The sequence below is a fragment of the Wolbachia endosymbiont (group A) of Oxytorus armatus genome (genome assembly GCF_964027005.1).
GTDB classification, from domain to species: domain Bacteria; phylum Pseudomonadota; class Alphaproteobacteria; order Rickettsiales; family Anaplasmataceae; genus Wolbachia; species Wolbachia pipientis.
Map to the genome: position 1 here is coordinate 1188388 of NZ_OZ034719.1, position 14476 is coordinate 1202863.

Annotated in this window: 9 protein-coding genes and 1 tRNA gene; 9 read left to right on the top strand and 1 reads right to left on the bottom strand. The window is 34.7% G+C overall.

Annotation, left to right across the window (positions count from 1 at the left end; all coding sequences use genetic code 11):
• Positions 1-192: 192 nt before the first annotated feature.
• From AAGD79_RS05895 to dapA, 7 genes are all read left to right on the top strand, one after another.
• Positions 193-1938, top strand: coding sequence for a type I secretion system permease/ATPase (locus AAGD79_RS05895; protein WP_065094799.1), 1746 nt, complete (start codon positions 193-195; stop codon positions 1936-1938).
• A 361-nt stretch (positions 1939-2299) separates the two neighbouring features.
• Positions 2300-3739, top strand: coding sequence for a hypothetical protein (locus tag AAGD79_RS05900; RefSeq protein ID WP_015589193.1), 1440 nt, complete (start codon positions 2300-2302; stop codon positions 3737-3739).
• A 4-nt stretch (positions 3740-3743) separates the two neighbouring features.
• A complete protein-coding gene (locus tag AAGD79_RS05905; RefSeq protein ID WP_015589194.1) occupies positions 3744-4352 on the top strand; it encodes a hypothetical protein in 609 nt (202 codons plus the stop codon).
• A gap of 4 nt (positions 4353-4356) precedes the next feature.
• The gene (locus AAGD79_RS05910) at positions 4357-5172 is read left to right on the top strand and encodes a hypothetical protein (protein WP_209473389.1); all 816 of its coding nucleotides are present in this window, start codon (positions 4357-4359) and stop codon (positions 5170-5172) included.
• Between the two features lie 13 nt (positions 5173-5185).
• Positions 5186-5259 (top strand) — tRNA-Arg (locus tag AAGD79_RS05915).
• 67 nt (positions 5260-5326) lie between these two features.
• On the top strand, positions 5327-5809 hold the full coding sequence (gene ssb, locus AAGD79_RS05920) for a single-stranded DNA-binding protein (RefSeq protein WP_010082448.1): 483 nt from the start codon (positions 5327-5329) through the stop codon (positions 5807-5809).
• A gap of 9 nt (positions 5810-5818) precedes the next feature.
• Complete coding sequence (gene dapA / locus AAGD79_RS05925; protein WP_341811290.1) at positions 5819-6700, top strand: 4-hydroxy-tetrahydrodipicolinate synthase; 882 nt, start codon at positions 5819-5821, stop codon at positions 6698-6700.
• Positions 6701-6738: 38 nt separating this feature from the next.
• Here dapA and ligA read toward each other — a convergent pair whose 3' ends face one another.
• On the bottom strand, positions 6739-8727 hold the full coding sequence (gene ligA / locus AAGD79_RS05930) for an NAD-dependent DNA ligase LigA (protein ID WP_341811291.1): 1989 nt from the start codon (positions 8725-8727) through the stop codon (positions 6739-6741).
• 206 nt (positions 8728-8933) lie between these two features.
• Here ligA and gltX point away from each other — a divergent pair, with 206 nt between their 5' ends.
• Together gltX and dnaE are read left to right on the top strand one after the other, a co-directional pair.
• Positions 8934-10256 (top strand): glutamate--tRNA ligase, encoded by a 1323-nt coding sequence (gene gltX, locus AAGD79_RS05935; protein ID WP_341811292.1) that lies wholly within the window; start codon positions 8934-8936, stop codon positions 10254-10256.
• 863 nt (positions 10257-11119) lie between these two features.
• Complete coding sequence (gene dnaE, locus AAGD79_RS05940; RefSeq protein WP_341811646.1) at positions 11120-14449, top strand: DNA polymerase III subunit alpha; 3330 nt, start codon at positions 11120-11122, stop codon at positions 14447-14449.
• Positions 14450-14476 lie beyond the last annotated feature (27 nt).

Sequence of the window (14476 nt, forward strand, 5' to 3'; positions counted from 1 at the left end):
TGAATCGCGGTATGACGTAGCTTCGCTATAGGCAATGAAGGAAATATTAACTATACTTCTTTTTACCATTGTTTATATTTCCTATTCACATATATTAATATTTTACTCACTTAAAGTAAGCTAACTACCGTTATTAATATTTTTGTAATAAAAATTGTATATGGTGCATGTAATCAAATTAAGAGGAAGATTGTGGAAATTACGCCATCAATAAAAAAAGAATTGAAGCAAAGTACTCTATATATTTGCCTAGAAAAATGCAAAAGTGCATTTTGGTTTATCTTTTGGTTTAGTGCGGGAATCAATTTATTAATGTTATTCCTACCACTTTATACCTCTCAAGTGCTTGATCGGGTGATATCGAGCGAAAGTGTATCAACACTAACTATGCTGACAATTATCACTTTATCTGCATTTGCATGTTCTGCAATGCTTGAAACTTGTCGATATTTAGCCATGGCAAAAATAGGTGATTGGATCGATAAAACTGCAACACCAGATCTGATAGTAAGGTCAATCAGGCTAACGTCAGTGCAGAGCTCAACTTCAAGTGGTGAAGCAATACGAGATCTCGGAGTGATAAAAAATTTCATTACAGGAAATGGTATATTCTCACTGTTTGATACTCCATGGTCGTTAATTTACCTTGTTGTGATTTTCATGATACATACCTCCACGGGGTTTATAGCTATTACTGGAATTATTATATTAGTCTCTATGGCAATATGGAATGAACTTGCCACTAAACGAATATTACAAGAAACCAACGAAGAAACTATACGGAATATCAATGCTATAGATGTTGCAACAAGAAATGCAGAAGTGGTTGAAGCTATGGGCATGTCAGAATTCATAGTCTCTGATTGGTGTAAACGAAATGATCAGAACCGAGCAATGCAAATTAAAGCACAAAATCGCTCTAATGTAATTACTGGAATCACTAAATTTTTGCGCTCAACTCTGCAAATATCAGTGATTGGAACAGGTGCATTACTTGCAATCACAGCTCATAAGACTGCCGGTAGCATCATCGCTGCTTCAATTTTAATGGGTAGAGTATTAGCACCATTTGATGCTGCGGTTCATACTTGGAAGTTTTTAAATCAGGCTAGAATGTCATATGGAAGGCTACAAAGACTTATATTAACATCGCCAAAAAGAGAGCAAACGATGGCTCTACCAGAACCTGAAGGAAAATTGGAATTTGATAGAGTATTTTTTACTCCTTATGGAAGCAATAAGCCGACAGTAAAAGGAATATCATTCATTATAGATCCTGGAGATGTAGTTGGTGTTATTGGTGCAAGTGCTTCTGGTAAATCCACTATCGCAAAATTAACTGTTGGTGTATGGAAGCCAATATCTGGTGTAGTCAGACTAGATGGCGCTGATGTATATACTTGGAATCGAGAAAATTTTGGTAATTATGTTGGCTACTTACCTCAGGATATTGAGTTATTTAACACTAGTGTCAAAGCTAATATTGCTCGCATGAGGCCAGATCCAAATCCTGAAGAAATAATCAAAGCAGCAAAAATTGCAGGAATACATGAACTAATACTAAGCTTACCAAATGGATATGATACAACAATAGGAGGTCCTGGAGGAGTAACGCTCTCTGGCGGCCAAAAACAGCTTCTTGGACTTGCCAGAGCTTTTTATGGTCACACAAAACTTTTAGTACTTGATGAACCAAACGCTAACTTAGATAGCAATGGAGAGGCATGCTTAATTAATGCAATTGGCATTGCAAGAAAACAAAATACTACTACTGTTATCATCACTCACAAGCTACCGTTATTGTCCGTAGTTGATAAGGTGATCCTCATGTCAGATGGTGTCATTTACGCTATGGGACCAAAAGATGAGATTTTGAGCAAATTAGTTGCTCCATCATCAAGTACCACAGAAGATGAGCGCTCTTCAGCAAATGGTTAGTTTACTTACAATAAATTCTGTATCTGAAATAACAACTGTTCCAGAAAAATATATATTTCTTTACCATTAGAAATAATATTACAAGAATAGTAAATAGATTAATAACTCTTATTAATTAAAGTCAATCGGCAGATATAGCTAAAGTGGCTTAGGTTTACCTACAATTTGAAAAACAACAAATTCGTCTTAATGAATTTTCTTAATTTGTTATCTAAATAACTTAATATTAGTGGTAATTTTATAAAAAAATTATAATATAAATAATGTTGCTGCGAAAATTTATAACAATATTTCCCTCTAACGTTTAATGAATTTCAATAAATTGCCTTTTTAATTCTAGATAAGTATATGCTTTGTTAATATGTTTAGTTCAAAATCCAAAAGTAAGTTTATGCTTTCTATTGGAGAAGAAGGCATAATGTTACTATATTTTAAAAATAATACTTTAAATAAAAGGTATTTTGTTAAGGGCAAAAACGATAAAGCAGTTTCCGATTTAATTTCATGTCTTTCGTCAGATAAAAAAGCACCTTTATACCTGGTGCTTAATCATGCAGATCAAAATTACTCGCTACAGTTTATTACAAGGGCAAACAAGATTAGTGCCTATCTATCAGCAAAAACAAAGATGGAGCATTTTTCTCGTAATAATGACATAAGTTCAGTTTTTTTGGTTGAGAAGCCAAACAAATTCAATCAAAACTGGTGCTATCTTCTTGTTTCATCAAAAGCAAAGCATTTAGTAGAATATTGGTTGAATGTGTTTATTGAGATAGGCTCCAACTTTAAGGGAATATTAATGTTTCCTATAGAAATAAGTAATATAACAAAAAAGATTCTACATAAAGATCCTAATAATTGGAAAATTATAGTTGCTGCAACTAAAACGGGAGGCTATAGACAAGTGGTTCTTAAAGAGAATAAAATGGTATTTACGCGCTTAACATCATTTACTAATGATAATTTACCAGGAATTATCGCTGGTGGAATATATCAGGAAGTGCAAGATACTATTCGATCCTTAACTAAGTTTGGGTTTGAAAAAAATAACCCTATCGACCTTTGTATCATAGTGTCAGAAGATATCAAAGCTAGTTTATCAGTCATAAATTTTTCAGAGAACAGTGTGAACATATTAACTCCATATGAGTTAGGCAAACTATTAGGAGCAGAACTAGCTATAAGTGAAAAAGATAACTTTTGCGATACCATAATTTTGTTTCATAGCTTTAAGAATAAATTAGCAGCTATTTTTAATACAAAGGAAACTAAAGAATTTTATCTATTCAATTACCTTTATTTAAACTCTCCTCGAATTTTTCTATACTTCGCCCTGGTTTTAGTTATAACAAACACCCTTTGTTTGCTAAATTTGTATTCAAATTTCAATGTCGCTGATAATTTATCAGCAAAGCAGAACACCTTAAATAACCAATTAACAAAACTTAGCCAAAGCTATAATGTAAAAAAAATAGATGAAATTTATGATTTTATTAATATCAATAATATTTTATCAAAAATAGAATACTCTCCTCTTACACAAGTTAAATATGTAGAAAAGTTAAAAATACCAGGTATAGAGCTTCGATCATTTGAATGGAATTATAATGAGGCAAAAAGTTATATTACCACAACTTTAAAGTTTAATTTTCAATCCGGTAAAAATATTTCTCATCAATACGAGAAACTACGAAAAAATTTAAACGATAATTTTCGTACCTATGACATTAATATTTCTAGCTTACCTGCTGCTAAAGAGCAAAATCTATCTATTGATGTTGAAATAGGAGAGGCAATGTAGATTAATGACTATCTCTCAATTAAAAAGAAAAGCTACAATTCAGTTTATATCGTATTTGTTATTATCTGTTGGATTAATAGGGTTATTAACATATGTTGTTATCTATAACGAAAAGATTTATAATAAAAACCAAATTGCGATTGATAAAATACGTTCTATTAATTTACAGATTACTGGAATTCAAAAAAAGGAAGTTGTTCTAAATAAAAACCTAGATTTATGGAAAAAAATTTCTTCTTCAAATTTACATAGTAGCAGATACATTGCAAATTTAAATTTCGAGCTTAGCAAGTTATATAAAAAGCACTATATATTAGAACCTGAAATATCAATTTCTATACCCGAAGAAGTTGAGCTCCACAACAAAAGTGAACGCACAAAAGTAATAAAAAGTGAAGTGGTCCTAAATTTAAGCTCAATCAGCGATAAGCATATTTTTTTATTTCTACAGTCTATTCCAAATCTGCCCGGTTATGTTATGATCAAATCTCTTATTTTAAATAAGCAGAGAAATATTGATGCTGCAACTATGAATCAGATTTTGAATGGTAATATGATAGAGATAGTGAGAGCTAATATAGTCTTTGATTGGTATACTATATTAAGTAGATAAGGTGATGAACATAAAGCTGTTTTTTATTTTTACGCTACTCATTTCCAATGTTAATGCATATTGCAGTTGTGAAGATATCATAGAAAGCATAGAAATTTGTAAGGAGTATTCTTGCCGACAATATATTGGCAATGAAGATTTTATTGAGCATAAAATATTAGGATTAAATAGTGGAAATTTATGCGTATATATAGAAAAACAAGGTAATGATGAAATGGTTTGTCATCATTCTCAGTATGGAATGATGATAGAAAAAAGATATTTTGAAAGTATTCTTAAAGTTGGCAATCAAGAAATCGACGATTTTATTGATATAGCAAATTTGCGTGCAAAAGAGTGTTTCTTTATCAACAATCAAAAACTAAGCTATACAGATCGGGACGATATAATAAGAGAAGCAGTGGAAAGTGACTTTGACGTTTTGTCACAATATAGTAACGTAAAAAGCATTTTTTTTGATGAAGAGCCAGTTAATAGAATGGTCAATGAAATGGAAAAGTTCAATTTACAATCTTCAAGAGCTGCAAAAGAGGAGGTATCAGATAATTTCAACGGTAAGGTAGTGAGTTTAGACTCAATTTTATATCTTTCTCCCGATACATGGAAAATATGGGTAAATGGAAAACTGTTTATAAATACTAAGGATTTAAAAGTGCACTCAGTCACTGAAAATTATGTAACTTTTGTATGGACCGTAGATCAAAAAGCAATAAAAAAGCATGCGAATGATTCTCAAAATGTATATTTTGGATATGGGAGTATTATGTTTACGCTTTATCCAAAACAAAAATTTGACTTGGATGGCTTATCTATTAAATAACTTAAATATATATGCGCTTGTAGCTCAGTTGGATAGAGCGTTGCCCTCCGGAGGCAAAGGCCGTGGGTTCGAATCCCTCCAAGCGCACTTTTAATTAAATTTGACAATAGTACTTTCATATAAGATAATAAAGGGATTTATTTAGAACATAATTATGTCTGGTGGTACCATAAACAAAGTCATACTAGTTGGTAATTTAGGAAAAGATCCTGAAATTAGGACTACACAAAATGGAAAAGAAATGGCAAGTTTTTCAATAGCCACGTCTGAAAGTTGGACTGACAAACTTTCCGGTATGCGCTCTGAAAAGACAGAGTGGCATAATATCGTAATTTTTAGTGAAGGATTAGTAAAAATCGTCAAAGATTTTGCACGCAAAGGCAGTAAAGTTTATGTTGAAGGTTCTTTGAGAACTAGAAAATGGACTGACCAAAACGGTGGTGAAAGATACACAACAGAGGTGGTTCTATATAATTTTAATAGCGCTCTTACTCTCTTGGATTCACGAAATAGTGCGCCAAATTCTGATTACAAGCCAAGTGAATACAAACAAGGTGAAACAGAACAAAAAGATAAACACGAAAGTTTTGACAACGATATAAAAGATGAACTACTCGACGATGAAATACCATTTTAACAATTTAAATTGAAATCTACATTTTTATGGACTGCTTGTGTTACTCCTTTTAATTGCAATGGGGATAGCATAGATTATAGCAGTTTGCAGCGTTTAATGACAATGCAAGTTAAAGCTGAAAATGGCGTAGTGTTGCTAGGTAGCACAGGTGAGAGCCTATCGCTTACTGATTCTGAAAAGCGTACATTAGTTGAATTCGTATGTAAGCTAAAATTAAATACGAAAATTATAATTGGCGTACCAGGAGTGAATCTATATCAGACTCTTGAATGGCTTGATTTTTGCAAGGGTATGCCTATTCATGGCTATCTAATGACAACTCCCATTTATGCAAAGCCCGGAATTATGGGGCAGACTTTATGGTTTGAAAAGCTGCTTGAGAAAGCACATGTGCCGGTTATGTTTTACAATATTCCATCAAGAGCAGGAGTGAGTCTTCACGCTGAAACTGTACGCAACTTATCCAGTCACGAAAAATTTTGGGCTATCAAAGATTCAAGTGGCACTGTTGATACTTTAACTCAGTATAAGAAAGTTGCACCAAATATTGAGGTCTTTTGCGGAGATGATAATATGATATCTGATATGGCCGCTTATGGTGCGGCTGGTCTGGTTTCCGTTGCTGCCAATGTTTGGCCGCGCGTAGCACATGAATACGTTAAGCAGTGCATCAATGGCAGGAACCCTCAGGCAGATATCTGGCAACAGGCTTGCGAAGCGTTATTTATTGCCAGCAACCCAATACCCACTAAAGCACTTTTGCATGATATTGGGCTCATAGAACATCAAACTGTCCGCCTACCACTCAGCACAGAAGACTTGCCTTCTGTTGAAAAATTGAGGCAAGTCAATAAAATGATTCTTGGATGGAAAGAATTGGCTACTCTCTAAATAGTCTTGCAACTTTGATTTAATATACAATCCAAGTTTCATTTGAACACTCCCAAACTTATCACTTTATGCCACTGGTCTTCATCTAAAATTTCTACACCTAATTCCACTGCCTTTTTATATTTGGATCCTGGTTTTTCTCCTGCAATTAGGTAGTCAGTTTTAGCAGAAAGATGTGAGCTGACCTTTGCTCCTAGAGTTTTGGCTCTTACTTTTGCCTCTCCTCTACTCATAGCAAGTAGCTTACCAGTAAACACTATAATTTTATTATTTAAAACAGAGTTACTAGAGTTGGAGCTCACAGGAAGAATTTGAAGACAAGCAGTAAGATCATTTAACATTTTGATGTTATGTTCCTTAGAAAAAAATGATTCCAAAGATTCAGCTACTTTTTTTCCTATGCCGTCTATACCTACTAGCTCAGTATTATCTGATGACAGTTCAATCATCGAATTATACCAATTATCATAAGAAACATAATAATCTGCAAGCAATTCTGCTGCAACTTGGCCAATAAATCTAATACCTAAAGAAAATATAAACCTATCTAGAGTTATTACCCTTCTGCTTTGTATAGCATTTAATAAATGAGCTATTGATTTCTTGCCCCAACCAGACTGTTCTTCCAGATTAAATTCATCCAATCTTTCTTCTAAAGTAAAAATATCGGGAATTTGTTTTATCAGACCAAGGTCGTAAAAAAACTCTATCTGCTTATCACCAAGGCCAACAATGTCAAATGCATCTTTCGATACAAAATGCTTTAGTTTTTCTATTATTTGAGCTTTACAGGCAAATTCCTCAGGACATCTTACTGCAGCCTCTCCCTCAACCTGACGTACTTTACTACCACATTCAGGGCATACTTCAGGAAACACAAATTCAGGTGTATTTGGAAGACGAGAATCTCTGCTTACTTCAACGATCTGGGGAATTACATCCCCTGCCCTTTTGATTGTTACAATATCTCCCTCTCTTATGTCTTTACGTTTTATCTCATCTTGGTTATGCAGACTTGCTCTACTAACTAGCACCCCACCAATATTGACTGGCACTAAATCTGCAACTGGAGTTAAAACCCCTGTTCTGCCCACCTGTATAAATATCTTATTTAACTTTGTTTTTGCATAAACCGCAGAAAACTTGTATGCAAGTGCTGAGCGCGGTGCTTTGTGAGTATTCCCTAGACGATTTTGTAGTACCAAATCATTTACTTTATAGACTATTCCATCAATATCATAATCCAAGTTATAGCGACAGTTATAGACCTCATTATAGAACTTCAGCATTCCATCTAAACTACTCGTTAAGGACTGATGCTCATTTACGCAAAAACCAAGTGCCTCAAGCTTATTTAGTACCTCACTTTGACTTTTCTCTGCTCCACCAATCAAAGAATAAGCAAAATATCTAAGAGGTCTGCTTGCTGTAATGTTTGCATCCAATTGCTTTAGAGAACCAGCGGCTGCATTTCGAGGATTGGCAAATTCATCGTTTTCATTTAACTTTAAAAAGTCGCTGTTACTGATGTATATTTCACCTCTTACTTCTAGTCTTCCTTGCACACCTTGCAAAAACTTAGGAAAGCCTTTTATTGTTGCAACATTGTGAGTGACATCTTCCCCTACAAAACCATCACCTCGAGTTGCAGCTTTAACAAATCTTCCATCCTCATAAATTGCAGAAAACGACAACCCATCAATTTTTGGTTCACATAATATCTCTATTTTGTCCTCAATTAAAAACCTCTTTATTTTAGACAAAAATTTCTCTACACCTTGTTCATCATAAGCATTCTCAAGGGAAAGCATAGGTTCTTGATGTTCCACCTTAGAAAACCTCTCATCAGGTGGAGCACCAACACTATCTTGTGTTGCATAAATTTCTGGCTCTATTTCAGCTAACTTTTTCTTCAGTTCATCATATTCAGCATCACTTATTTCTGGCTTATTTTTTTGGTGATACAAAACATTATGATAATTTATTTGATCTTGCAGTTTTTCTCTCATCTTTTCTAAGTTAGTCATGATACCAATATAATGCTACATTAGCCTTTGTCGTCAAGCCATGAATTTTCTTGAATTCATCATATGGTCTCAAACATCAAAGGTGCCACAATGCTATAGCCATACTTATTCTTCTTTTGCTCAATTGTATTAGCAGATCTCGCTTGCTTTAGCCGTACATTTATATAAAATTAAAATAAATTAGAGTAAACAATATTGCTATTTAAATGCTAACAAGATTCGCTCCAAGCCCAACTGGCTACCTCCACGTAGGAAACGTACGAACTGCCTTGGTTTGTTGGATGTACACACGCAATCAAAATGGAAAATTTTTACTCCGTTTTGATGATACTGACCTTCAGCGTTCAGATGTCAAATATATAAATGATATCATACAAGATTTGAAATGGATTGGTATCAATTGGGATGCAAGTTTCAAGCAATCAGAGCGCTTTGAGCGTTACAATGAGGTGTTTTTGCAGTTAATAAAAGAAGGGCATATTTATGCATGCTATGAAACAAGAGAAGAGTTAGACATTAAACGAAAATTGCAGTTAAAACAAGGACTTCCCCCTGTATATGACAGAAGCGCGTTACTTCTAACTGAGCAAGAGAAAATTAGTTATGAGCAAGAAGGAAGAAGACCACATTTTAGATTTAAGTTGGATAGAAATGAAGTTGTTAAATGGAATGATGAAGTTAAAGGTGAAATAAATATTGCAACAAGTCACATCAGCGATCCTGTGGTAAAAAGAGAAGATGGAATTTACACATACATGTTACCTTCTGTTACTGATGATGTTGACTTTAATGTAACTCATATTGTACGCGGGGAAGATCATGTAACTAATACCGCAGTGCAAATCCAAATGATTAAAGCATTAAAAGCGAAAATCCCTACACTTGCTCACCTTTCTCTGCTACATTTTGATGATAGCAAAATATCCAAGCGAACCGGCGTGCTGGACATTAAATCTATAAAAGAAGATGAAATTGAACCGATGGCACTAGTTAGTTATTTAGTGAAGCTTGGAACATCCAATCCAATTGAAGCTTGCGCCTGTATGCAATCTTTGATTGATTCATTTGACATTAAAAAATTTAGCTCAGCATGTACGCAATTTAGCTTGAGTGAAGCATACAAGCTAAATAGCAAAGTGCTGCAACAAATGCCATTTGAAATTATACAAGAACGTTTAAATCAAATTGGAGTGGACTCCTCAGAGTTTTGGTATTTTATAAAGAACAATATAGAAAGGTTTTCTGAGGTGGCCAAGTGGTGGAAAATATGCAAATCCGATATAGAGCCTGTGATTCTTGATAAGGAGCTTATAAAAATCGCGCTCAATACATTGCCTCAAGACGATTATAATGAAAACACATTATCAGAGTGGGTCACAACTATTCGGCACACAGTAGATATAAAGGCAAAAGACCTATTTATGCAGTTGCGCTTAGCTTTAACAGGAACAGAAACAGGACCAGAGCTCGCTAAATTATTAACTTTTATCGGCAAAGAAAATATCATTGCAAGGTTAAAAGAAAAGTGAAAACTAAAGAATTATAGCTAATACAATCCCTACGTCATACCGCGATTCATTCGCGGTATCTCTTAGCCGCTAACAAGCAGCGGGATGACGATTGTCAGGGTGTCATCCAAGTAGCCTCTTTCTTGTCATCCCAGTGCCCAGACACTGGGATCCAGCCTTTCCATAATCATTAAAACATTGTATTTTAACTAAAACAGCTATTTTTATGCTCACCAACTTAATAAAATTCCTGGATCCCAGTGTTTGGGCACTGGGATGACAAAAAAAGGAGCACTGACCTCTCTTGGGCTCTTTTAGCTACAAACGTTAAGAAATTTACCAAATGAAAAAAAAGGCAAAAGAAGCCCCGTGGTTATTATCCGCTTTAAAATATTGGCGTTTTTTATGTTTTAAACGCTTGACAAGCAAGATTTAGCTGCTTTTAATTGCAACTAACCTACGCTGCAAATGTTTAAGAAATTTACTAAGCAGAAAAAAAGACAAAGAATCCCCGAGTTAGCTAGTCTTTTACTATCTCTGTCGAGTATTGGCATTTTTTGATGTCTTGTAACGCTTTATAAGCGCGTTCAGCTTATTTAGATAAAAATCTAGATGTAGATGAAGTTTTGTAAAGACATACAGTATCTATATACTGCAAAAAATTGAACATAAGACGCCAATACATTAAGTAATCCTTACCTTTTAATCTGCAGATTGGCGAAAGCAAATACAATAGCTTCACTATCATGATAAGGGAGCTGGCGGAGTTTGTCAAGTAAGTTTTTGTATTTTAATTTTAGAATTTTATAGGCTTTTGTTCTCATGAAAATTATGTTCTCATGAGTAAATTAATGTTATCCTTTTTTGTTGATCTAAAGTTTCTTATGTTCATACACTTACGTGTTCATAGTGTTTATTCGCTGCTTGAAAGCTCGGTTAAAATTGAGGAGCTGATCGGCCTTTGTTTGCGAAATAAAATGCCAGCGGTTGCAATTACTGATTCAGGTAACTTGTTTGGCTCGCTCGAGTTTTCAGAATATGCAGCAAGTAGGGGAATACAGCTAATAATAGGATGCAATATTATAGTTAAACATTCAGAACAAAATTTACCTATATTATTGCTTGCAAAAAATGAGCAAGGGTACACTAATTTAGTCACTTTGGTGAGTGAGTCTTTTAGAAAGCGCAAGAATAACAGCGATATTCCTTACGTTGATTTTGATGAGCTATTGAATTTAAGTACGGGTCTGATCGCTTTAACCGGTGGATGTTTGGCTCAACCATTGTTGGGGCAAGATAAAGAAACGGTTGAAAAACTGCTTTCAGCATTCAATGGTCATTTATATGTTGAATTGCAGCGTCATGGGCTGAATAAAGAGCTAGAGCTTGAAGAAGCTTTGATAGACTTTGCTTATCAGCGCAATATACCACTAGTTGCAACGAACGATGTGTTTTTTCCAAATAGGTCTGACTATGAGGCTTATGATATATTAACGTGTATATCGGAGGGGAGTTATGCCCTGGAGAATAACAGAAAGAAGTTAACTACCGAGCATTACTTCAAGTCTGTGGCAGAAATGGAGGAGCTGTTCAGTGATATTCCTGAAGCAATTCATAACACTTTAGTGATAGCTAAGCGGTGCTCTTACATGCCAAGAAGCAGGCAGCCTATTCTGCCTAAATTTCCTTGTAGAGAAAATAAAACTGAGAATGAAGAACTGAGGGAGCAGGCAGTTGCAGGATTAGAATTCCGCATCGCGAATGAGACAGACATAGACCTTAAACAATACTACGATCGGCTAAATTACGAACTAAGCGTAATAACTTCAATGAATTATTCCGGGTATTTTCTAATAGTTTCTGATTTCATTCGTTGGAGCAAAGCAAATGGCATTCCAGTTGGTCCAGGAAGAGGCTCTGGTGCAGGCTCAATTGTTGCTTGGGGCTTACAGATTACAGACCTTGATCCAATAAAGTTTGGCCTAATATTTGAAAGATTTTTGAATCCTGATCGTATATCGATGCCTGACTTTGATATCGATTTTTGCCAGGAAAAAAGAGACCTGGTTATTGATTATGTTCAGAAAAAGTACGGTTATGTTGCTCAAATAATCACTTTTGGAAAATTGCAAGCAAGGGCAGTATTGCGTGATGTTGGTAGAGTATTGCAAATGCCTTACTCTCAAGTGGATAAAATATCTAAAATGGTTCCATTTAATCCAGTAAATCCTGTAACTTTATCGCAAGCGATAGAGCTTGATCAAAACCTGCAGAAAGAACGAGATAGTGATGAGGTAATTGCAAAGCTTCTTGATATATCTCTTAAGCTTGAAGGAATATATCGTCACGTTTCAACTCATGCTGCTGGAATTGTAATATGTGATCAAAAGTTGGAAAATTTTGTTCCTGTGTACTACGATCCAAATTCGGCTCTGCCAATCACTCAATACAGCATGAAATATGTGGAGAAAGCTGGGCTAATAAAATTTGATTTTCTTGGACTTGGTACGCTAACGCTAATAGATCATGTGTGTCGTTTAATTAATCGTGATAGACAAAAGATCGATATTTCTTCAGTTCCTTTAGATGACCAAAAAACCTATGAGATGCTCTCAAGCGGTGATTCAATTGGAGTGTTCCAGCTTGAAAGTTCGGGAATGAGAGAAGCTTTAATTAAACTAAAACCGGACTGCATTGAGGACATCATCGCTTTAATCTCCCTTTATCGTCCAGGACCTATGGATAACATTCCAACTTATGTTGCAAGAAAACATGGACTTGAAAAGCCAGATTATATTCATCCATTACTTGAGGGAATATTAAAAGAAACGTTTGGGGTAATAATCTACCAAGAACAGGTGATGGAAATAGCGCGTATTCTCTCTGGATATAGTCTCGCAGAAGCAGATTTGCTAAGACGTGCCATGGGTAAGAAAATCAAGGAAGAGATGGATAAACAACGTACACTTTTCGTCCAAGGGGCAACGAAGAATGGCGTTGATTATGACAGGGCAAGTTATATCTTTGACCTTGTTGCAAAATTTGCTGGTTATGGGTTCAATAAATCTCATGCTGCAGCATATGCGGTTATATCTTATCAAACGGCTTACCTTAAAGCTAATTATCCATTAGAATTTTTTACAGCACTAATGAATCTGAATATTGATGATAGAGATAAACTGAATTTATTTTATCATGCAGCAAAGTTTAGTGGCGTTACCGTTCTTTCACCTGATATAAACAAGTCTCAAGCTGAATTCTCAATAGAGGATGAACGCATACGTTATGGTATTGCTGCCTTGAGGAATGTTGGTTTTTCTATAGCGGAAGGAATAGTGAACGTACGTTCAAGCGCTTGTAAGGAAATATGGGAATTCATTCAAAATTCAGGTCATATAATAAATAAGAGAGCGCTAGAAAGCCTGATTAAATCCGGAGCATTCGATAGCGTGCATAAGAACAGAAAGCAGCTATATGAGTCAATGGACACGCTGATTTACTTTGCAAATAAAAACAAACAGGATAGAGAATCAAGTCAAGCTGCTTTGTTTGGTAGTCTTGATGTCCTCAAACCGAAACTTGAGAATGTGGAAGATTTTGATGAAGAGGAAAAATTAGAACATGAGTTATTTTCACTAGGATTTTATTTAACTAATCATCCGCTTGAAAAATTTAGAACTCTTCTGGAAAAGTTAAATATTGGGTTTATCGGAGAAAATAGAACAGCAAAAACTGCTGGGGTAATATTAAATGCACGTATGAGAACTTCAGAGCGTGGAAGGTTTGTTATCCTCACACTTTCTGATCCCCATAACGTTTCTGAAATAGCATTCTATAATAATGAAATAATAGAAGAAAAAAGAGATTTATTTTCACCAGGAACATTTGTGATAATTGATCTTGAAGCTTCGGAAAATACAACAAGATTGGCAGGCAAAGATATATCTGAGTTTACAAAAAGAGTCACTTCTACAATAAAAGAATTAGTTCTCACCACTGAGTGCACGGATTCGCAAAAAGCCGCTATGGAATTAAACGCAATATTGAAAGATGAAGGCAGAACCAAAATAATGCTAAAACTTCTTCTCGAAAAACACAAAGTGAGCATCTTATTACCAGGTGCATACTCAATTGCTCCTCAAGTTATTTATGAAATATCTAACTTAAGCTGGATTAAAGGCGTAGAAATTAATACAAATAACTTGCTTATATAAAAAAGCTTTATATAATGAAATATTTAA

What these genes read in the sequence shown, in the direction of transcription:
- AAGD79_RS05905 (WP_015589194.1), top strand. Translation starts at nt 3,744, where the DNA reads ATGACTATCTCTCAATTAAAAAGAAAAGCTACAATTCAGTTTATATCG.
- ssb (WP_010082448.1), top strand. Translation starts at nt 5,327, where the DNA reads ATGTCTGGTGGTACCATAAACAAAGTCATACTAGTTGGTAATTTAGGA.
- AAGD79_RS05900 (WP_015589193.1), top strand. Translation starts at nt 2,300, where the DNA reads ATGTTTAGTTCAAAATCCAAAAGTAAGTTTATGCTTTCTATTGGAGAA.
- gltX (WP_341811292.1), top strand. Translation starts at nt 8,934, where the DNA reads ATGCTAACAAGATTCGCTCCAAGCCCAACTGGCTACCTCCACGTAGGA.
- dnaE (WP_341811646.1), top strand. Translation starts at nt 11,120, where the DNA reads ATGTTCATACACTTACGTGTTCATAGTGTTTATTCGCTGCTTGAAAGC.
- AAGD79_RS05910 (WP_209473389.1), top strand. Translation starts at nt 4,357, where the DNA reads ATGAACATAAAGCTGTTTTTTATTTTTACGCTACTCATTTCCAATGTT.
- ligA (WP_341811291.1), bottom strand. Translation starts at nt 8,727, where the DNA reads ATGACTAACTTAGAAAAGATGAGAGAAAAACTGCAAGATCAAATAAAT.